Origin of the sequence: Erythrobacter sp. F6033 (assembly GCF_023016005.1) — a bacterium.
Taxonomy (GTDB): Bacteria; Pseudomonadota; Alphaproteobacteria; order Sphingomonadales; family Sphingomonadaceae; genus Erythrobacter.
Genome location: NZ_JALKAZ010000001.1, coordinates 161,133 through 181,916, shown reverse-complemented (window position 1 = coordinate 181,916; position 20,784 = coordinate 161,133). Strand labels below are relative to the sequence as shown.

The window sequence follows — 20,784 nt, the reverse complement described above, 5'->3', positions numbered from 1 at the left end:
GGTTCAGCCTTTCGTCCAGCCTGCGACAATATCTGCGCCATTGTCTGCGCTTGACCGGACTTTGCCCGGTGTCCTGCTGAAACGCGGAGCGGGTGCGGTGTGCCACGCGCCATCATGTTCGACGAAAGCCTCGCGGGCTTTCATGTGCGGATGTTCGCGCGCTTCATCCAAGCCCATGACCGGGGCGAAACATGCGTCTGTTCCTTCGAGCAATTCGCACCATTCATCGCGGGTTTTTGTGGCAAACAATGCCGCCATTTTGTCGGCATTTTCATCCCAGTTCGCCGGGTTCATCTGGCCCTCTGTCAATTCAGCGGGCGCGCCCGATTTCGCGATGAGTTCAGCGTAGAATTGCGGCTCAATCGCACCGAGGGAGACCTCTTTCCCGTCCGCACATTTGAAGCAGCGATAGAAATGCGACGCGCCGCCCAGAAGGCCTTTGCCGCGCTCGGTCGTGCGCACTGCGGATTTGGGCAGACCGAAAAAGAAACTCATCAGGCTGGTTGTGCCATCGACGATAGCCGCATCGACAACCTGACCTTTGCCGGACCGTTCGCGCTCATACAATGCGGCCATGATCCCGAACGCACAATACATCGACCCGCCGCCAAAATCACCGACAAGGTTCTGTGGCGGCACGGCGGTCTCTCCAGCCTTGCCAATTGCATCAAGCGCGCCGGTTAGCGCGATATAGTTGATGTCGTGGCCAGCCGCCTGCGCGAGCGGACCGTCCTGCCCCCAGCCCGTCATCCGCGCATATATAAGCCGCGGATTGTCGGCGAGCAGTTCATCCGGCCCGAGACCGAGACGCTCCATTACACCTGGGCGCAAACCTTCGATCAATACGTCGGCTTTGCTCGCCGCGTCGCGGCAAAACGCCTTGCCCTCTTCGCTTTTGAGATCGGCTGTCACCCGGTTGCGCGCGCGCTCGACAACGGGGTTCATCACCCCGCCGCCAGGCCGATCAATCCGAACGACTTCCGCGCCCAAATCCGCCAGCAACATCGCCACGTGCGGTCCCGGACCGATCCCTGCAAACTCGACGACTTTCAGGCCGCTTAGCGGGCCAGCATTGTTGGTCATGTAAAGCTCTCCTCTTGGCCCCGACTTCTGGCGCGAGACGCAAGTGAGAGCAAGAGCGCTTCATCAATCCACCTGTGATTGACACTGCGGCCTGCTCCGCAATACTGCCTAGGACGCGCAATTACGCGGCCAAGCAAGCAGGTGTTGGGTAGTGGGCAAAGCCACAAAACGAGTCTTGGCGGCGGCTTCAGGCGGCGGGCATTGGGAACAACTGATGCTGCTGCGTCCCGCGTTCGAACCTTACGATATCCATTATGCCACCACCGACAGTGAAGTGGCCGCGCAGCACGGATTGCCAGGCGCGGCGATCCTGCCCGATTGCAACAAGACCCGCCCTTTTCGATCGGCATGGTGCGCGGTTGTAGCACTTTGGATCGTGCTGCGGTTGAGGCCAGATGTCATCATCTCAACCGGCGCTGCACCCGGTTTCTTCTGCATCCTCGCAGGCCGATTGATCGGGGCGAAAACGCTTTGGATCGATAGTGTGGCCAACGCAGATCAACTGTCCATGTGCGGGCAGCTTTCCCTCACTTTCGCGCATGAATGTCTGACACAGTGGGAACATCTGGCCGATGATGAAAAACCAGCATTTCGCGGGGCTGTGTTGTGATTTTGGTGACTGTTGGAACGCAGCTCGGCTTTGACCGGCTGATCAAGGCGATGGACGCCCTCGCCCCGACGCTGGACATGCCTGTCCTCGCGCAGACCGGTGCTGGCGAATACAAGCCGGTCAATATGGAAGCGCATGCGCGGATTGCGCCGGATGAGTTTGAAAAGCTCGTCCAGAGCGCCAGCTTGATCGTCAGTCACGCCGGGATCGGCACAGTGCTAACCGCGCAGCGTTTCGGAAGACCAATTGTGCTCATGCCGCGCCGCGCGAGTCTGGGTGAGCATCGCAACGATCATCAATTGGCGACCGCTGACAAATTGAGCTCTCGCACCGGAATTCTGGTGGCCATGGATGAGACAGAATTGGCAGATCGAATTGCTGAAGGATTGGCCCAGAAGGATTGGCCAATGGACCGATCTTCAGGTGCCGATGAATTGCATGCTGCAGTCGCCGAATTCATAGAAACAGGCCGTTTGTAGACCGCTCAACCGCTTTCTGTCCCTTTCTGCCCCTTTTGAAAACGGTAAAAATCGTATCAAGGATAACGTGATTTTAAGGGCTTTGAGCGCATGAAACCCGCGTAATTTCGGGAATTGCCCCGTAACTTCGGGAACTAAAAGTTCATGAACGCGCCTTTTGATACCTCTACCGCTTTCGGCCTAGATGCGGTCAGCCAGCCGGCCCCTGATCACCAGATCGCGGTGATCGGCCTTGGCTATATCGGGCTTCCAACAGCGGCCGTTCTAGCAAGCTATGGCTGGAACGTTTGCGGCGTCGATGTATCTGAAAAGGTTGTCGAAACTGTCAATGCAGGCGGCGTGCACATCGAAGAGCGCGACCTTGATCAGCTGGTGCGTACCGCAACCGACACTGGCCGCCTAACGGCTTCGACATCCGTCCCCACCGCGCACTATTACATGATCGCGGTACCCACGCCTCTGGGTAAAGAGAACAAGCCCGATATCGCCTACGTCGAGGCTGCTGCACGCTCTATTGCGCCGCAAATATTGCCCGGCGCATGCGTTATTGTTGAAAGCACTTCTCCGGTTGGAACCACCGAAAAAGTCGCTGATATTATTGCTGAAATACGGCCCGATCTGAAAATTCCTTCATTCGGAGATGCCGAAGGCGGCGATATCGCTTTGGCCTATTGCCCTGAGCGTGTTTTGCCAGGCAAGATCGTGCGCGAACTGGTTGCGAATGACCGTGTAATCGGCGGCATGACGCCAGACTGTGCGGAGCGCGCAGTCAATCTCTATGCGAGCTTTGTGAAAGGCGATTGTCTGAGCACAAACTCGCGCATCGCAGAGACCGTCAAACTGGTCGAAAACAGCTTCCGCGACGTCAACATCGCCTTCGCAAACGAGCTTTCGATGATCGCTGACGAAATCGGTGTCGATGTTTGGGACGTTATCCGTCTGGCCAACCGCCATCCGCGCGTAAACATCCTTCAACCCGGCCCCGGTGTCGGTGGACATTGCATCGCAGTGGACCCTTGGTTCCTTGTCGCCGGTGCCCCAAAATCCGCGCGCCTCGTTCGCACGGCCCGCGAGGTTAACGATCACAAAGCAGTGCATACAGAACAACGCATTCGCGGGCTTTTGCAGGCAGTGCCAGACGCGAAAGTTGCCGTCCTTGGCCTCGCATTTAAACCCGATATCGACGACTTCCGCGAAAGCCCTGCGCTCGAAATTGCTGAGGCTCTTTCCGCCGATTGCGGGGAGCGAATGCTGATCGTTGAACCCTTTGCCGAAAAGCTGAGCGAGGAGCTCACCAACTCCGGTGCGAAACTCACGACTCTTGACGAAGCGCTTTCTGAAGCAGAAATCGTTGTCGTGCTTGTCGATCACACCGCCTTCAAACACCTCACACCGTCCGATCTTGCGGGCAAGATCACGTTCGATACGCGAGGAATGCTCAAGCGATGAGCGACGCGCAATCGCGCCCCAAGATCATGGTCACTTTCGGTACCCGTCCCGAAGCGATCAAGATGTTTCCCGTGGTTCAGGCGCTTCGCGCAACTGAGCAGTTTAATGTTTGCGTCGCGGTCACAGCGCAACACCGCGAGATGCTTGATCAGGTGATGGATATTGCCGGCATTAAGCCGGATATCGACCTTGACCTGATGCAGCCGGGACAGAGCCTCGACGCGCTGTCAGCGCGGATTATTACGCGGTTTGGCGAAGCTCTGGATGCTGAAAAGCCGGACCGGGTTCTGGTCCACGGCGATACGCTCACAACGATGATGGCCACCCTCGCCTGCTACTTCCGGCGTATCCCCGTCGGCCATGTTGAAGCAGGCTTGCGCAGCGGCGATATCTATTCGCCTTGGCCAGAGGAAGTGAACCGCAAAGTTACCGGCGCAGTGGCTGACCTCCACTTCGCCCCGACTGAAAACGCTGCCGCCTCCTTGCGGGCGGAGAATGTACCGGAAGGTGCAATTCACATCACTGGCAACACGGTGATCGACGCACTGTTGATCGCGCGTGAGAAGGTCGCTGCGAATCCGTCGCTTGCCCCGGCCCTAGCGCCGTTAAGGGAGCGATTTGCAGGCAAGAGGATTGTCGCTGTCACCGCGCACCGACGCGAGAATTTCGGCGAAGGCATGCATCAAATCGCAGCTGCACTTAAAACGCTGGCGACGCGCGAAGACATAGCGATTATCTACCCCATGCATCCCAACCCTAATGTGGTTGAAGTGATGAAGCCTGCTTTGTCAGGGATCAACAATATCGCGCTCATTGAACCACTCGATTACCTTGGTTTTGTCGCGATGATGGAAGCATCGGATATTGTGCTGACTGATAGTGGCGGCATTCAGGAAGAGGCCCCCAGCCTTGGTAAACCGGTGCTGGTGATGCGTGACACGACCGAGCGACCGGAAGGTGTGGCAGCGGGAACAGCGAAACTGACCGGAGCGGATAAGGAAATCATCGTAAGCGAAGTTTCAAGCCTGCTCGATAACCGCGCTGCATATGAGGCTATGTCGAAGGCTCATAACCCCTATGGCGATGGCACAGCCAGCCGCCAGATCGCGCAGATTATCGGAAATGCGCACTAACTGCGCGAGCGAACGAGCTTCACGTAATAAAGGGCCGAAGCTGCTACTAGAACGCTCAGGCCAAGATCACCGATCCAGTTCAGCTTAACCGGTCCATAAAGTAGCGCATCAATTGAATGGAGCGAGATCAGTCGCAACACGATAAGCAGTACCATCGCCGCGCACGCTCCAATCCCGATTGTTATGGTTAGTTCGCGGCGACCATGATTGCCTCGCATTCTTTTTACGAAGGCGAAAATGCCAACAAGGCTGCTCAACAGCAGAACGATAGCAGCGATCCAGCGTTGATAATCACGCCGATCATCATACAGGCCATCACCGATGATTATCGTGCGAAGCTCATCACGAACCAAGTTCTCAACATCGAATATTCTCAGTCCGATGAGAGCCACAAACATCAGTGCAATACCGAGCCAAACCAGTATATCGGCGGTGCGTTGTTTGAACGTGATCGCCGATATAGCCGCGAATATTACCGCGGCGATAACAACTGCATAAACTCCGGCAGCGAATAGGCCTAGCCAAGTCGGTCCAGCAGGCATGTTAGGATCCCCAAACCCATCAATGGCAGAGCGCAGGCTGAGTGCTAGCGCAATTTAGGCTGAATGCCGAGAGCGCAATCGTTTTTCTAGCGGCGAACGGTTTGAATTGAGCGATACTGGCACGATTGTTTACCATAAGTTGTATTGCGCCTTATAGACCTACGCACTAGACCCTAACCCCTTGGTAAGAGGAACATCTGCAATGGGCAGTGCGGGTTCAAAAGTAAAAGCAGCATTGCTCGCTCTCGCAACCGCCGCGCTGAGCGCCTGTGCTTCAACGCCCGAACCGGTGATTGGCATTGCAGCATCCGAGCCAGTAAGCGAGCTCGGTCAGGACAGTTTTTCAAACACCCGCGCGGTCGTCTACCTTCTGCGCCCGTCAGACAAGATTTCGGTGAATGTCTACCGCGAGCCTGATCTCACAATGGAATCCGTGCAAATCGGTGTTGAAGGCAATGTCTCGCTTCCCCTGCTCGGATCAATCAAGGCGGCAGGACTGACCGCTGAACAGCTTGAAGAAGATGTCACCCAGCGTCTGGGAGACGTGGGCCTGAGACAGCCAATCGTGAGTGTGAATATCGCGGAATACGCCTCGCATCTTGTCACAGTAGAGGGCGCCGTCGGGCAAGCGGGCGTTTATCCATTTCAACCTGGAGCACGTTTGTCATCTGCCATCGCGATGGCTCGCGGACCTGCGCGGACTGCCAATACCCAGCAAGTCGCTGTCTTTCGGGAAACCGCGGACGGCGTGACCGTAGCAAAGTTCGACTACCAGCAAGTCAGCCAAGGTACGATGCTGGATCCAGTCCTTGAGCCTGGAGACCGCGTGGTCGTGGGCACCGACGGTCTGTCCGTATTCTGGCAGGACTTTCTACGCGCGCTTCCTGCATTCGGCATTTTCGCCAGTCCTGCGAATTTTTGATCAGAACAATGAACGATCGAGCCATCACAAACCCGCAAGAACCCGAAGATCGCCCGCTATGGCTTGACCGGTATTTGCCCGAGGGACAAATTGTCCCGCATCAGCGGCATGGCAAGCTACTAAGCGCACCTGCGATCCGCGGCATACTGTTCCGTCAACGCTGGTTAATCGCCGGAATTCTTGTGGCGGCTGCGATAGTGGGTTTGATCCTCACGTTGCTTGCAACCCCGATGTATGAGGCGCGATCGAGCGTGCGGATTGAGCCATATGGCTCGTTTATCGTCGAAGGGCAAAACGTCGAGCAGGGCATTGCGTCAAACCAGGTTTACGATCTGCTTTCCACCCAGATCAGCATTATCAAAAGCCGCAGCCTCGCAGAGACGGTTGCTCAAGATCTGAACCTGGGCGAAAGATACGGCCTGCTTGGAGCGGATGTCGATGAAGGGCGCCCACCCGAACTTTCTGATGAGGAATGGGTCAACGCCAAACAAAGGATGGCGGCGTCAATTCTGTACGGATCTGTTGATGCAGAATTGCCATCGGATAACTGGATTATCGAAATCGTCTACCGGTCTGACGATCCGGTGCTCGCCGCCGAAATGGCGAACGCTTATGCAAAAGCGTTCGCTGCTTTCGAAACACGCGAAACTCTTGATGGGAATGAATACGCTCAGTCGGTGCTGCGCGAGCGGATCACAACCGTGCGTGCGCGTCTGCAAGATGCCGAAGACAACGCCAACACATATGCCCGCAAGAATGGTATCATTGTTCAGGCGACACCGCGCGAAGATGGCGAAGGCACCGTTACGGTAACATCGAGCAATCTGGCCAGCATCAACGCAAGCGCTTCTGCTGCGACCGCAAAGCGGATTGAAGCAGAGCAACGTTGGCGCTCCGTCCAGAATCTGCCCGCGGCCCAGCTGCCCGAAGTGCAAGAAAATCTAGTGCTTCAAGAATTGATCACCGACCGGGCTATCAAGCAGGCCCAGCTCGTCGAATTGCGTCAACGCTATACCGATGTGTTTCCGCGCGTACGAGATTTGAGCGCTCAGATCGCCTCGCTCGATGCGCGCATTCAGCAGAGTAGCGATGAGATCAAAGCCGCAGTTCGCAATGCCTATATTGTTGCGCGGAACCAAGAACAGGCGCTGCAACGCGAGCTCAATTCGGCGACGGGCAGCACCCTCGCAGAGCAGGATCTTCAGGTGCAGTATAGCGTGCTGGAACGCGAAGCGCAGGCTCTGCGAGACCAGCTGCAGGCTCTTCTTGCCCGGTTCAACGAGGTCAGTACCGCAGCCAACGTTCAATCGGGAATGATAAACCCGCTCGACACCGCCGTTGTTCCGAGCTCCCCCTATGCGCCGAGCTTGTTTCGCAACCTTGCTCTCGCGCTGGTCTTGGGAACAGCACTCGCCGCCGGTCTCGCTGTTCTGCGGGAGACGCTCGATGATCTGGTACGCTCATTCGAGGACGTTGAAGAAAAGACAGGTTTGCCTTTGCTTGGGCACACGCCCTTCGTGGAGGAAGCTGATCTTACTCAAATCGGTACGAACCGGTTCAGTTCGCTTGTGGAAGCCTACGCTTCGATACGTTCAACCCTCGATTTTGCGATTCCGCCCGAACACAACGTCATCCAGCTTACAAGCAGCCAGGCATCTGAAGGCAAATCAACCACAGCTGTTATTCTCTCGGAACTTTTTGCTGGTGTGGGCCGCAAAACGTTGCTCGTCGATGGCGATCTACGGCATCCAACAGTGGCCCAATTGGTCGGTCATGAGCGCCCAAAAACCGGGCTAGTCGAAGTGCTGCTCGGTCAGGTCGATTTGCAGTCTGCGATCATTAGCGGCGTTCATGAGAACCTTGATATTCTGCCGGTCGGGGAAGTGCCTGCAAACCCGACTGAACTCTTCGCATCGAGACAGCTGAGCGAATTTATTGAAAAGTATCGCAGCGAATATTCGCTGATCATTTTCGATTCGTCTCCCATCCTAGGTCTCGCAGATGCCCCAATGCTCGCACGCAAGGTCGATGCAACAATATTCGTTATGGAAGCCAACCGTGTGCATTTCGGCCAGGCTCGCACTGCAATCAAACGCTTGCGGGCAAACGGCGGCAATCCCGTCGGGGCAATTCTGACAAAATACCGAGCGCTCGAGGCTGGACAGGATTTCAGCTACCAATACGGCTACTATGAGTATGAAAAAGGCGATTAGGCTGCGGCACCGTGATCTCAAGCCAATCTGCGCAAAGCCCTATTGCAGCTGCAGTTTGAAGCTTGATTGATCTAACGATTCTGGAGCTGTGATTGAAGGGCGATTGCATTGGAAAAAGTGACGAGCTGCACGGTCATTATTCCCGCCTTCAATGAAGAGGCAGTGATTGCGCGCTGCCTTAACTGTCTCCTTGAAACCGCCCCGCATGACCACGGAATGGAAATCATCGTTGCTGCAAACGGGTGTAGTGATGCGACAGTTCGGATTGCCGGCGAGACTGCCCCTGAGGCCATAATACTTGATCTCGAAAGGGGATCGAAAACAGGCGCAATCAATGCCGCAAACGCAATCGCAAGCCATTACCCACGCATCTATCTCGATGCAGACATCGAATGCAGCTATTCGTCCATCATGGCGTTGGTGAATGAGCTAGAGACAACCGGAGGCATGGCTGCCTCTCCAGCAATTCGGATGCGCCTCGATCACTCAGATTGGTTGGTTGAAGCCTATTACCGAGTTTGGCTTCGCCAACCCTATGCGAGCAGTGGAAACGGTGGCGCTGGTTGCTACGCCCTCTCACGCTTAGCGTGCGAGGAAGTTGGTGAGTTTCCCGACATCGTCGGCGACGACATCTGGATTCACACACGGTTTGCACCTGATCAAAAGCACTATGTCGACCGAGACAAGGCAGGCGATCCGGTCTTTACCGTAGTTCGGCCACCTGCCGGGGTAGTCGAGCTGATCGGGGTTGAGGTACGCAAGCAATTCGGCAATGCCGAGGTGCTCGTCCAGCACCCAAGCCCCCATGGCACCTTACAAAAGAGTAGCGGAGGTCTGCGGACAGCCATCAAGAGCGGCAGTGCAATTACCGACATCTTTGTCTTCTTTGCAATCAAGCTGTGTGCCCGCGCGGTTGCTGGTACACAAAGGTTACTGGGCAGGAAAACGGCATGGTCAACGGATCAGAGTTCCAGGCGAGCATGACCCAAGTAAAAACCACATCGCCCAAAATCAGCATCCTGATCGTCGGCTACAACTCCGCAGAGCATATATTGCCATGCATCAGCGCGATCCCGAAAGCTTGCACACAGTCTAGCTATGAGACCCTGTTCATCGACAATGGTGACGGGTCAACAGAAACATTGGTGGCAGGGGCATTTCCGGAGGTTACAATCCTTCCAGGCTTGGGAAATATTGGTTTTGCAGCCGCCAATAACCGGCTCGCTGATTTGGCCACTGGCGAGTATCTTCTGCTGCTCAATCCGGATGTGGTTCTGAAACCGTCAGCAATTGATGCCCTCATATCGGCGACCTCTAGTCACGCCGAGGCTTCGGCTTGGGGCGGTGTCACGCTTGATCGCAATGGAAATCCCGACTTGGGCAACCGCGTGCACATTCCATCACTACGAGAGCTAACAAGCAGGCTGACCGGTCGCTCTCGCGCGAATCACGGTGCGATACAGGGGACGGCCAAAGACACTAAAGTTCCCGTGCTCAGCGGCAGCTTTGCAATGTTCGCTCGCAATGCATGGGATAAAGCCAGCGGTATGGATGAGCGATACTTCCTGTACTGCGAAGAAGTCGACTTGTTTTACCGCTTGGCGGCTGAAGGGCATTCGTTTTGGCGAATTACCGAGGCACGGGCCTACCACGATATCGGGCATGGTGAACTGATATCACACACTCGTATGCTGTATCGGGCGGCTGGGACAATGCAGTTTGCTCGCATCCATTGGAACACGTTGCGGCAATGGCTAGCATTCTTTCTGATTTGGGCAGGTGCCCTGCAACGGCTTTTGATCGGACGTCTGCTTGGTGCTTGGACACCGCATCTGGCAAATGTTGCCAATGGCCACCGAGATATCGCACTGCGCCCTACTCTATGGCGATATGGCTATGATCCAGAACGAGGCTTACTTCGGCAGCTTGAGGCACAGAATGATAAAGTCTCCGCGCGCTCGAGCAATCCAGACGGCAAACAATGACAGCGCGAACCACTCCATTTGAATCAATCGCTGGCAAGTTTCTTATCTCAGCGCCCGGCCTGGCTCCCAAAGAACTGCGCGAGATCCCGCTGGGTTCATCTTGGACCCTGGCAGTCGATGACGATGTACCTGTCATCGACATCACGTGCGCAGGAAAACGGATCGGTTGGCTGATCGGTGTCGTGGTCGACCTCGAGACCAGCTCCGTCTGCGATGAAGCGCTCATTCTCCACGACTGCGAAACCGTGGAAACAGCGTGGAGCGCGATCGCGATGCGTTGCGCGGGAAGTTGGCTTTGCATCTTTGATCATGACAGTGAAATTGAGTTGCGTCCCGATGCCGACGCTACGGTCGGTGTGGTGTACGATCCCAAGTTGCGCCAGATCGCTTCGCATTCGTTTCTTCTGGTAGGCGACGATTACTCCGCGCGCCTCAACGCCAAAGATCGCGCAGCCAATCGCGTCGATGAAGATGGCTGGTTCACAGGCGGTCTAACAGCACATTCCGGGATCTTTCGGCTGCTGCCCAACCACGGGATGACCACTTCGGATTTTGTCCCGAAGCGTATTTCATTGGATTTGCCGACCTATGTGACAAACATTGGTCCTGTCGTCGATGCGATCGCTTCTGACATTAGCGCTACGGTCAGGGCGCTCGACACGCACAAAAGCGCAGCGATATGCCTGACGGGAGGAAAGGAAACGCGCGCACTTTTGGCCGCCCTAAAGACATCGGCAGGCGCGCACACATTCGTTACGATCGACTATCCGAATTCGCTGGACGGTCATCTCGCTGCGAAACTCGCCGCGACCGCCAACCTTGAGCATGCAATCATCCCAAGAGTTGAGGCCAATCATCAGGACAAACAAACTTGGCTGATCGGCGCAGGACACGCCATGGCAGGTGCCAACAAAGACTTTTTCCCATCGATCCTCTCGCTTTCTGAAAAGTACCTTATCGGCGGACTTGGTGGAGAATTTGGGCGAGGATTTCTCTGGCCCGATGATCTCGTCGCTGAAAGCCATATCGACGCAGGGTTTGTGCTGGCGCGGCTAAAGCTGCCTCGAAATCAAGCAAATATGGAAGCGACGACGCGCTGGATTGAAGGTCTGCCTGATGGGCTGGACGCATTTCAGACTCTAGATCTTGCATATCTAGAGTTAAGAATGGGGCCATGGGCCTTTGCCCAACCGCGGGCAAAATCCTCGCCGCGCTCAATCCATCCTCTGATCTCGTACCGTCAATACGCTCGATTGCTTTCGGTCGCGCCCGCATTGAAAAGGAAGGATGGGATCATCGAAACCCTGATTCTCCGCCAATGGCCGGAATTGCTCGATATTCCCATTAACCAATTTGGCGATTTTCGCGATCACGTTCACCGAGCGAAACTGGCGTTGATGAACCCAGGCCGCGTCTTCAGAAAGCTCAAGCAGATTGTCGCATCAAGTGTCTAGTCGGCAGTCCGTACTCTGGTTACCTGCGATTTGGCGAATATTGGCCTAACGTCACGGCGATGCCCAACAAGACGAAAAACCAAACAAGCGCTGAAAGCCACAGTGAAACCGAGTTCACGCCCAAGGCAAGTACCGCAAGAGAGATCGCCATCCCGCGCATCAATTGCGCGTCTCCTGGGGCCATATTCCGTGATCTCAACGCGACCATAATTATCGCGATCAGCGTCGCGCAAATCAACAAGATCGCCTCGGGCAATCCGAACCGCAATGCCATGATCAGCCAAAAGTGATCGAAAGAATCAGAATGCATCCAAGATGGGCGGTCCCAATCGCCATAACCGATCCCGAACCATGGATTGCGCGCTATGTTGTCTGTGCCGTACTCCCAGATCAAGACGCGGTTGTAAGCTGAAACGGTGTTGAGCGACGCATAGCGCACCAACAGGCCGAAAAATCCGGTGTTGCTGGTCAACTCAACGATGGCATAGGCCAGACCAGCAAAGAACAGGAATACCTGCCAGCTGAAATTCAAAATCTTGGTCGACAGCCAATCATATGCCCTCAGAAATCCACCGACAATAAGGCCGAGAAGAGCCGCCGAACTCATCGTGAATATCCCGCCCAGCGAGGCTCCAATTCCTACATATTTTGGCCAACCACGCAGCCCGGCCATCAGGTAAAGCGGCAGGAAGCTGGCCAGAAAAATCCCAGCCAAAATGGGATGAGGAAACGACGCCGCGCCGCGCATCAGGCCCAAACGCACTTCATCTCGTAGCGTGTTAGGAACGCCCGTCAACGCAGAGGCGAGTGGCTGCAAAATTCGCGTATGCGTGATCGATTCTGCGACAACGATTGCACTTGTGAACGCAATTCCGGGAGCAATTAGGATCAAAAAGATCCTGAAGTCGCGCGGCGATTGAATACTCGTTCGTGCGAGAAAGTAGGCAACCGCCATATCAACGGTATGCGCACCGCCTTGCACCGCTGATGTAAGCATCGAGCCGCTCGTCATATAGGAAGCAATCCAAATCCAAGCCGCGGCAAGAATAATGAACAGATCAGGAAGCGCGAATTGGATACGTCCCTGCGCTGCACGAACGATCAAAACCCCCGTCGACGCAATAAGGAAAATCCGGAATGGCGAGAGATAGATACTACTGATTGTGACGTTGAACTGCGCCGGGATGAGGAGCGTGTAAACCAGCACCGAAAGCAACGTAACCGGTAGCAATTCGGCAGCCTTCCAGCGCTCTAAAAGCACTGAAGGGGGCTTAAAAGCCACTGATCGGGACGTGGGCTGCACGCTGCGAGAGTAATCGCCTTTTGAACGAGTTTAAAGCACCTTCTCGACCTAAGCGGTCTCGAGCAAATTTCAGAAAAACCATTTTCCTACAACTAACCAATATGGTTCATCGGCTTGAAATCTTTCAACCAAAGGATCCTCCATGTCTGATGAATTCGATTCCCTCGCTCAATCGTCTCTGACCCCTAGCGAGCACGCGTTTGCTGTCGTGCCAGATGACCTCACCGCCCTACAATCAGTGCCCAAATATCTTTACGTTGGCACAGGCGGCGCGGTCGCGCTGCGGACGATGGATGCCTCGTCTGACGTCACATTCATCAATGTTCCTGATGGCGGTTACCTGTATGTGCGAGCGCAATTTGTCCGCGCAAGCGGAACAACTGCAACAGACATCGTAGCCTGCGCGTAATGATTGGCCGCTCTCTTGTTCAACAAGCCCACAAAAACGCCCGTGCGGGCAGTCTTGGCACTTTGTTTTCCGGCATATCCTATGGCCAATCAGCAAGCTTTGATGCCGGCATTGATGGCGACTGGTTTGTCAATGGAGTGAGTGGCAAGGATACCAATTCAGGCATGTCGAGCAGCGCGCCCTTCGCCACAATTGGAGCCGCCCTTTCCGCCGCTGACGCATCGGGTGGGGATCAAACGATCCACATCATGGGACACGGTGTCCGCTATCGCGAAGAGGTCGACTACATCTGGAATGGTACAGGGCCGTCGAGCCTTGCAATCAAAGCATTTGGAACGGACCGACCAGTCATATCCGGAGCGGAGCGGCTGACAGGCTGGACGAACTGCGACATTAGTGACGCCGACGCAGTGGGCGCCAATTGGTCGGAGATTCACAAAGTCACTGTGAATTCCGCCGACTTTCCAGCACCGAAATATTGGCGGACGCTATTGTCGGAAGCTGGTTCAGCATTGAACATTTGCGGACTGCGCCGAGGCGAGCGCTCTATTCCTGATTTCTTTTTCGACAATATCGATCAGACCGTTAGCGAAGCAGATCACGCTGACTTGGCATTCGGTCTTCGCGATGCGACGTATTACGACACGATCACGCACCCTTCGATGCTTGGTCCATTCACCGACGCTCAACTGCGCCAAACCACCGCAGTGCTCTATGCGTTTCCCAATATCGCGTATTTCCAGGAAATCACGGATGTATCGGGCCAAGTCCTGCAACTCGAACCCCGCGACTACCGTCCCAATTCTACGGGCGTAAATGGCGCCTATGCATTGCTCAATGTCTTACCATCAATGCAAAAAGGCCAATGGGGCTACCGTGAAAATGGTGACGGTACTGTCACTTTCTATGCGTGGCCGCGCGACCCACAGAACCTGATAGATCGCATGGAAATTGCCGTGCGAACACGCGGCATGCGTATCTATCGCGCCCTTTCAAACACTCTATGCACTATCGAAGGGATCAACTTTGAGATGTTCGCCGGAGAGGAGAATGGCGGCCTTCCCCTTGGAATCGACGGCCTGAGCGATCTCACCGGCAACACAGCAACGATCAAACACTGCCAAATCCGTTTGTTTGCAGGCGAAAAAGGGTTGGAGCTGAAATTTCAGGAACAAGGCGTCGAGATCGAGAATGTCACGTTCCGCGACGGAGTTGGATTTGGGCTGCAAACGATCGCAGCCACCGACAAGCCCCTCTTTGACTATCGTGTTCGCAACTGTCTGGCGCAGGACCTGTCACAAACAGGTTTCCGCATGTTTGGAGTGCGTAACTGCGTAATGACAGATATTCGCGCGCTGCGAACAAGCGGCGGTGGGCACGCGAATGCGATCAATTTCTATAACGGTTGCGACAAATGCGTGGTGCTCAATTTTCAAGGAGGCGTGCGTGCTCGCGACCGCCTTTATGAAGGGTACGGTACCAATCAACGATCCTCGAACATTTACTTTCTGCACAGCACCTTCAGCCCGGCGACTGACGGGCGCGGATACGTTGACCAATCCAATTCCGGTGGCACCGATCAACCCAATATCGGTGAAGGCGGGGGCCTTATAAACTGCTGGATCCCTGACATGCCCGATAGGCGCGGAGCAACGGGCAATGGCGGCATCACGGTTGGTCGCGATATTATGCCATGGGCCATATACAATTGCGTCACGCCCGCCATCGTCAACACGGGCGGAATTGTTGAACGCAAAGGCAATATCCTCACCAATTCGAGCACAGTTGGCGATGCCAGCGAAGTGCTGGCCAAGGCGGATGGCGAAAACGCAGTACATGCAAATGCTCCGAATTTCGACTGGCGCTCTCGAGTTGGATCGCCTCTGAACACCGCCGTTGGCGAAAACGTCACTGCGATCATCTCTACGCTTGAGAGCTGGTTTCCAGCTGAGAACCTCCGCCGTGACGCAAATGGCAAGGTATGGGACCCCGCGAACCCAGGAGTTGGGCCGTTTGCTTCCGAATGGCCCGTAGCACGGGAAGCATATTCCGCGCCGACTGTAGCGGCCACACCTGGCGAATACCTCACTCAGGGCGAACCTGCCGGATACTTTGTCGATCCGGCCAATGTCCCACCTCAAACGACGCGCATCACATTCCGAGGAAAATTCAAGTTTCCCGCTGGCGCTTCACTGGCGGGGGCCAAGCTCTTCGCGCAGGAGAGCACCGCATGCGATTTCGTGCTGCAATCTGACGGCAGTATCAATGCTGTGATCGAAGACGGCACCGGAGCTAAAATGCTCAACAATGCTGAGGTAGCACCTCTTGCGACGATCATTGCCGGCGAATGGCTCGATATCGAGTGTGACGTGAACCAGGTTACCAAACAAACGACCGTGACCGTCAATGGTTCGGCTACGATCACTCCATTTGCATCAAAAGGCAATGGCGTGTTTCAAGCTACGAGAGAGGTGTCTTTCCTGGCAACAAGCGCAGGCGGAAACGCTGTACCCAGCGCAACTGAGATCGCCGATTTGGAAGTCGACTTTGACGATACTCTCCATAAATCCATCGGCAATATTGCCACGAATTCAAACAACGATCCGTGGCACAGAGGCGGACCTTTTTAGGCTGAAGAGCGGCCAATCAATCGCATCCATGAATATGAGCAAAGGTACAAATCGGTCGCACTGTTGAGGGTTTTGTTGCAAGCTGCCGCGATGACCGGGCAAGGCACTCCAAGAAATCCGAATACGGGCTTTGCCGCCAAGCTTTCCGCATTTTTTGGCGGAACCGTTAGCCAACGACGCTCGCTTTTCGGCGCTCTTGCTGTTCGCGGTGCGGGCGTGCTCGCTGGCTTTGCCGTAACATATTTGATCGGCAACAATTTCGGAGCGGCTGCAACAGGGCGATACGCGCTCGCGACTCAAACGGCGATGCTTCTCGCTACCGCAGGCCTCTTGGGTTTGGACGTCAGCATAGTGCGCCATGCTTCTAGGACAGCCTCCGACAACAAGCCGCTGGCGCTCTCATTCATGCTTCGGTTTCTCTCCCTTGGCTTTGGAATGATATTCCTGCTGACGTTGGTCTTCGCAGTCGGAGCATCGAGCAACTGGAAGTTCTTTTTCGGGGATGTGCTGACCGCAGACTTCCTGCTCGTCCTCTGCCTGCTGTTGATCGGAAGGGGCGGAGGCCAATTGCTTGGAGGGCTATTGCGTTCACAGCACCAGTTCACTCTCGGCCTTGCAGTAGCAACAGTATTTGTCCCCGCAGCCAGCGCCGTTGCTCTTGCGACTGGACTTGCGGATAGCATCAAGACAGCCCTTTGGGCTGCAGCTATTGGGGGGCTCATGTCTGTTGGAACAGGGCTTGCGCTTTTGCGGATGAATGTTTCGCGTGCCGCAAATGCGACTTCGGTGCCGATGCGTTCAATCATCACTTCCGCGCTGCCGCTATGGGGGGCAGGTCTCGCGCTGGCAATGTCTGAATGGTACGGCCTCGCTGTTGCGGCACGGGTGTTGAGCGCAGCCGATGCTGGCTTGTATCGGGTAAGCTTTCAGCTCTCTGGTATCCTGCTGATGATGTCAGCCACAATCTGGTCGGTGTATTCCACTCAGATCAGCGCGGCCTTTCATGCGGATGACACCAAAGAAGTGGCACGCCTTGCTCGCTCATCGGTCAAGGCTGGAGCTGTTGTCGCTGTTCCAATGACCATTCTCATTCTCTTTGGCGGCGAGTTCATTCTGGCGCAGATAGGGCCAGAATTTGTTGCCGCTCAGCGGGTCATCTCGATCATGGTCGTTGCGAACCTTCTCGCCGTGTTGATCGGGCCATATGGAATTGTACTTGCCATGTCAGGGAACGAGCGAGCCAATCTCGCACTCTCGATAGTAGCCACAGGTCTGTTGCTCATCGCGGCACCGCTCTCGGCTCTGTACGGCGGCTTGATCGGGTTGACGATCTGCATCGCTGTGGCTCTGGTCGGACGATATGTTGCGGCGTTTTGCCTGGTCCGATGGAGGCTGGGAATTGGTCTCGGGGTGGCCAAGGCTTGATCGCAGCCCTTTTCCAAAACGACGGCATCCGAAAGAAACCAGGATGGTCTTTCCATCGTCCTGATTTGTATTCGATAGTCTCAGGCATCTATGGCCAGCTTTCAGAGCTGCATGCGGGCTTATCGGAGATCCACTTCTGCTCATCTTGAGGGGTTTTGCCGGCAACTAGAGCCTGTCAGTGCCGCAACCAGCATACGCACAGGACGTCCACGCAGTTGCTCAAAGATAAGCGTTTGGAAGAGCCCGGTCCTGTGAAGCCATTCGGCATAGTGGCGGTGCCAAGCCCGCCGCTTTGATCATTTGGCCGGCCCACGATCACTAAGCGATCTGCGCAGCATACCAAAGAAATTGCGTAGCCCTGCCACCACTCCAAACGCGCGCGCGCCTGACAGCATCTCAAGTTTCTCATAACGCGGGCGCGGTTTTCTCAATAGAGCCAACGCTGCCAATCGAAAGAAGACCAATCCCTTTCTGAGGGACTGGTATGGTTGCATCTTGATGATTTCTTCCAACTCGACAGGCTCCGCGACTAACTTGCCAGCCTTGATAGCACGCGCAACCAGCGCTTCGCCGCGGTTGGTGCGCGTCAACACGATGCTGCGTCCATGGTTTTCGTCGAACATCGGATTGCCATCCGCATCGCAATACCAGCCATCAGCGCACACGATATCGGCAAATTCTCCGATCCCGTCCGCGCATATCTTGCAGCGGAATTGAAGATGGCGGTTCAGGATGCGCCCCCAGCTCGTGTCGTAATCCATCGACCGCGTGCTGCCATCCTTCATCTTTGCAGTCGCATTGCCTGGCCAGCCCTCTCCGCGATAACGGAAAGCTTCGACTTCGCTTTCATCCGATACGCCCATCTGCTCAAGCAAATCGGATGTACCACTGTAGCTTGGCACGCCTGCGCACATGAATGAAATCATGAAGGGCACTTTTTCATCGACGCGAGGATCGTGCCTCGCAAGCTGCCGGAGGCCCGCGACGTCGCACGGTTTGCCCACAAATGCGAAGCGCCTTGGCTCATCCAGCCTTGATCCGATGTCTTCCAAAGGTGAAGACGGTGCATATCGCGAACCCGCCGCAAGCATAACGCCTTCTCGGTCCGAGCTAACTGTGATGGCGTTGCGGATCGGAGAATCAGCAGCAACGGAGGTCTGCAGAACATAGTCGATCTCACCTGATTCAATCAGATGAAGCAGGATTGCCGAAAGCCCTCCTCCCGAAGACGCTTTATACCGCAGAGCTTCATCGCTGCTCCAACCAAGCCGCGCCTTGATCACAGGCCCCCAAGTCGGACTGTATGTCGCCTCGAAGCTTTCGGGTTCATGTCGGATGTTTACACCCGGGCAAACTTGATCGATCTTCCTTGCGTGATCCGCGCTGACATCCCCGATGCGTTTTGGACGCCGATACCCCTGCTCTGAAAGGCCCATCTCGATGCCGGGTTGATCCTGATTACCAATCCCGGCGCATAAACCGCACCCTGAGCACAACCCCGATGCTTTGATCTGCTCAATATCAAACACGCTCTGCCGCCAGCTCGGTAAACACCTTGTCGAGGTATCCGGTGTACGACTTCAGCCTCCGATGGGCCTCCAAATTCGCCACCATCGCTTCATTGCGTAAGGATGGGAGGTCGGAAAGTGCGCCATCCAGCCGTGACAAAACGGTCTCGTTGGCCTCGGTGGTCAGGTCCGAATTCCAATCATAGCCGAGCGAACCAAATAGTCCGCTAAACTTCCGGCTATACCCCAGAGGCAATACTGCTGTGTTTGAAGATAGAGCCGCGATCGTCGCGTGCATGCGGCTACCCGCGAAAAGGTCGAGCGCAGCAATATACGATTTCGCCTCGGATGGGCCGGAAAAGCGCGGCGGCAAAATAGCCTGCGGGAAACGCTCCGCCAGCGCCTCGGCTAGCGCATAGTCATCTTCGTGCGGGGCTGCTTCAGCCAGGACATGTGGGACCAAGTGCAACTCGATACGCGGGGCACGCAGAATCCGGTCGATCATCGCATCAATAAGAGCTGGATAGTCGGCCGAGAGGCTGATCCGGTCACCTTTCGCGATGTCGCGGCGGTAGAGCAACGCGGACACATTGAGGCCGACTTTGATCGGTCCATCCGCTAGGTCGCGCTCACCCTTTTGCAGAGAGGCCTCAAAAGGCAGTGCGAACGCCACATCGGTAGTGATAGACGCCCGGTCCTTTAGCCCCAGTTCAGCTAAAACTCGAAAAGATGGTTCGTCGCGGGCGAACACATGCTTGGCAGGCTTTAGAGCCAAAGCAGACTCTAGCCGGGCGGTCCGTGTGTGAAATGGCCCGATCGTTTGCGGGCTAAGCACCAACGGGACACCGTGTAGTCTTACCGCAAACTTTGACGCGATTATCAGCTGGAACCGGCGCGCAGAATAGATATCCGAGAAACTATCTCCGCCCCCAATATCGAAAACGATGTCGCATCGCCGAATAGCTCGATGCAGGTCCGAAAACGGGTTCGCCAGCGCCTTGTAGCCGACATTGGTGAAGTCACATTGGTATCCGACCTCATGGCTGTAATCGAATGTCCCGCGCACACCGAGGCAATGAAAAACAGGTTGCATTCCGGCCTTTTCAACCGCTGCGCCAATGAGGTTGGCATTGGCTACGGTAAGTGCGCCAACACCGAGGTTTTCATTGAAACAGGAGTGCCAAAGCAAACCGATATGAAGCGGCTTTCGCTGCATAAGATCCTTAACGCTTCATTCGATCAGGCAAGGCGCCAGCTGCGGGGTCGCTTTCACGCAATTCTCGTTCGGTAACATCCGCAGCGATAAAGCGACCGTAAGCGCCGACTTCGATATCGCTCTGGATGATCTTTGCTGGATTGCCCGCGACAATGGAGCGTTCAGGAACATTTCTCGTAACCACACTTCCGGCGCCAACCACGCAATTGTCGCCAATCACAACACCGGGCAAGATCAAACTCTCTCCGCCGATGAAGCAGTTCTTTCCAATCCTGGTATGGACATAGAGCCCTCTAGTCCGGTCGTGGGTCATAATACGCGCATTGAACGCAACATAGGTGCACTCATCGATGTGAACGCCGCGCGGAAAGGTCGCGTCAGGCTTCGCGCTCAGCGACATTTCCACGCTCGGATGAATGTCCA

18 protein-coding genes are annotated in these 20,784 nt (G+C 55.4%); 12 read left to right on the top strand and 6 right to left on the bottom strand.

Going from position 1 to position 20,784, the window contains the following annotated elements; translation table 11 throughout:
* Window positions 1-3: 3 nt before the first annotated feature.
* On the bottom strand, window positions 4-1,083 hold the full coding sequence (locus tag MWU39_RS00880) for a CaiB/BaiF CoA-transferase family protein (RefSeq protein WP_247158094.1): 1,080 nt from the start codon (window positions 1,081-1,083) through the stop codon (window positions 4-6).
* Between the two features lie 151 nt (window positions 1,084-1,234).
* Here MWU39_RS00880 and MWU39_RS00875 point away from each other — a divergent pair, with 151 nt between their 5' ends.
* From MWU39_RS00875 to wecB, 4 genes are all read left to right on the top strand, one after another.
* Window positions 1,235-1,693 carry a glucuronosyltransferase gene (locus MWU39_RS00875; RefSeq protein ID WP_247158093.1) on the top strand — a complete coding sequence of 153 codons (459 nt, stop codon included), beginning with the start codon at window positions 1,235-1,237 and terminating at the stop codon, window positions 1,691-1,693.
* A 5-nt stretch (window positions 1,694-1,698) separates the two neighbouring features.
* Entirely contained in the window at window positions 1,699-2,172 is a 474-nt protein-coding gene (locus tag MWU39_RS00870) for a glycosyltransferase (RefSeq protein WP_247158092.1), read from the top strand.
* Between the two features lie 144 nt (window positions 2,173-2,316).
* The gene (gene wecC / locus MWU39_RS00865; RefSeq protein ID WP_247158091.1) at window positions 2,317-3,621 is read left to right on the top strand and encodes a UDP-N-acetyl-D-mannosamine dehydrogenase; all 1,305 of its coding nucleotides are present in this window, start codon (window positions 2,317-2,319) and stop codon (window positions 3,619-3,621) included.
* A complete protein-coding gene (gene wecB / locus MWU39_RS00860) occupies window positions 3,618-4,754 on the top strand; it encodes a UDP-N-acetylglucosamine 2-epimerase (non-hydrolyzing) (RefSeq protein ID WP_247158090.1) in 1,137 nt (378 codons plus the stop codon). The genes wecC and wecB overlap by 4 nt, the downstream gene beginning before the upstream one ends.
* On the opposite strand, the gene MWU39_RS00855 is transcribed toward wecB, so the two are convergent.
* Complete coding sequence (locus tag MWU39_RS00855; RefSeq protein ID WP_247158089.1) at window positions 4,751-5,296, bottom strand: hypothetical protein; 546 nt, start codon at window positions 5,294-5,296, stop codon at window positions 4,751-4,753. The genes wecB and MWU39_RS00855 overlap by 4 nt on opposite strands.
* A gap of 202 nt (window positions 5,297-5,498) precedes the next feature.
* On the opposite strand from MWU39_RS00855, the gene MWU39_RS00850 reads away from it, so the two are divergent.
* The 5 genes from MWU39_RS00850 (at window position 5,499) to MWU39_RS00830 (ending at window position 11,870) form a co-directional block, all read left to right on the top strand.
* A complete protein-coding gene (locus tag MWU39_RS00850) occupies window positions 5,499-6,218 on the top strand; it encodes a polysaccharide biosynthesis/export family protein (RefSeq protein ID WP_247158088.1) in 720 nt (239 codons plus the stop codon).
* 8 nt (window positions 6,219-6,226) lie between these two features.
* A complete protein-coding gene (locus MWU39_RS00845) occupies window positions 6,227-8,431 on the top strand; it encodes a polysaccharide biosynthesis tyrosine autokinase (protein ID WP_247158087.1) in 2,205 nt (734 codons plus the stop codon).
* A 117-nt stretch (window positions 8,432-8,548) separates the two neighbouring features.
* Complete coding sequence (locus MWU39_RS00840; RefSeq protein WP_247158086.1) at window positions 8,549-9,415, top strand: glycosyltransferase; 867 nt, start codon at window positions 8,549-8,551, stop codon at window positions 9,413-9,415.
* The gene (locus tag MWU39_RS00835; protein ID WP_247158085.1) at window positions 9,412-10,416 is read left to right on the top strand and encodes a glycosyltransferase family 2 protein; all 1,005 of its coding nucleotides are present in this window, start codon (window positions 9,412-9,414) and stop codon (window positions 10,414-10,416) included. Before MWU39_RS00840 ends, MWU39_RS00835 begins: the two co-directional genes overlap by 4 nt.
* The gene (locus MWU39_RS00830) at window positions 10,413-11,870 is read left to right on the top strand and encodes a hypothetical protein (RefSeq protein WP_247158084.1); all 1,458 of its coding nucleotides are present in this window, start codon (window positions 10,413-10,415) and stop codon (window positions 11,868-11,870) included. Before MWU39_RS00835 ends, MWU39_RS00830 begins: the two co-directional genes overlap by 4 nt.
* A 19-nt stretch (window positions 11,871-11,889) precedes the next feature.
* Here the strand turns inward: MWU39_RS00830 and MWU39_RS00825 are convergent, their stop codons facing one another.
* Window positions 11,890-13,152 carry a hypothetical protein gene (locus MWU39_RS00825; protein WP_247158083.1) on the bottom strand — a complete coding sequence of 421 codons (1,263 nt, stop codon included), beginning with the start codon at window positions 13,150-13,152 and terminating at the stop codon, window positions 11,890-11,892.
* A 163-nt stretch (window positions 13,153-13,315) separates the two neighbouring features.
* Between MWU39_RS00825 and MWU39_RS00820 the strand changes: the two genes are divergently transcribed.
* The 3 genes from MWU39_RS00820 (at window position 13,316) to MWU39_RS00810 (ending at window position 17,637) form a co-directional block, all read left to right on the top strand.
* Window positions 13,316-13,582 (top strand): hypothetical protein, encoded by a 267-nt coding sequence (locus tag MWU39_RS00820; protein WP_247158082.1) that lies wholly within the window; start codon window positions 13,316-13,318, stop codon window positions 13,580-13,582.
* On the top strand, window positions 13,582-16,212 hold the full coding sequence (locus tag MWU39_RS00815) for a hypothetical protein (protein WP_247158081.1): 2,631 nt from the start codon (window positions 13,582-13,584) through the stop codon (window positions 16,210-16,212). Before MWU39_RS00820 ends, MWU39_RS00815 begins: the two co-directional genes overlap by 1 nt.
* A 90-nt stretch (window positions 16,213-16,302) precedes the next feature.
* Window positions 16,303-17,637, top strand: a complete 1,335-nt coding sequence (locus MWU39_RS00810; protein ID WP_247158080.1) for a hypothetical protein — start codon at window positions 16,303-16,305, stop codon at window positions 17,635-17,637.
* 296 nt (window positions 17,638-17,933) lie between these two features.
* Here the strand turns inward: MWU39_RS00810 and MWU39_RS00805 are convergent, their stop codons facing one another.
* Genes MWU39_RS00805 through MWU39_RS14510 form a run of 3 tightly spaced genes read right to left on the bottom strand, consistent with a single transcriptional unit; the run spans window position 17,934 to window position 20,761 of the window.
* Window positions 17,934-19,166, bottom strand: a complete 1,233-nt coding sequence (locus MWU39_RS00805; RefSeq protein ID WP_247158079.1) for a Coenzyme F420 hydrogenase/dehydrogenase, beta subunit C-terminal domain — start codon at window positions 19,164-19,166, stop codon at window positions 17,934-17,936.
* On the bottom strand, window positions 19,159-20,361 hold the full coding sequence (locus MWU39_RS00800) for a polysaccharide pyruvyl transferase family protein (RefSeq protein ID WP_247158078.1): 1,203 nt from the start codon (window positions 20,359-20,361) through the stop codon (window positions 19,159-19,161). Before MWU39_RS00800 ends, MWU39_RS00805 begins: the two co-directional genes overlap by 8 nt.
* Before the next feature lie 7 nt (window positions 20,362-20,368).
* A complete protein-coding gene (locus MWU39_RS14510) occupies window positions 20,369-20,761 on the bottom strand; it encodes an acyltransferase (RefSeq protein WP_281501111.1) in 393 nt (130 codons plus the stop codon).
* Window positions 20,762-20,784: the final 23 nt, after the last annotated feature.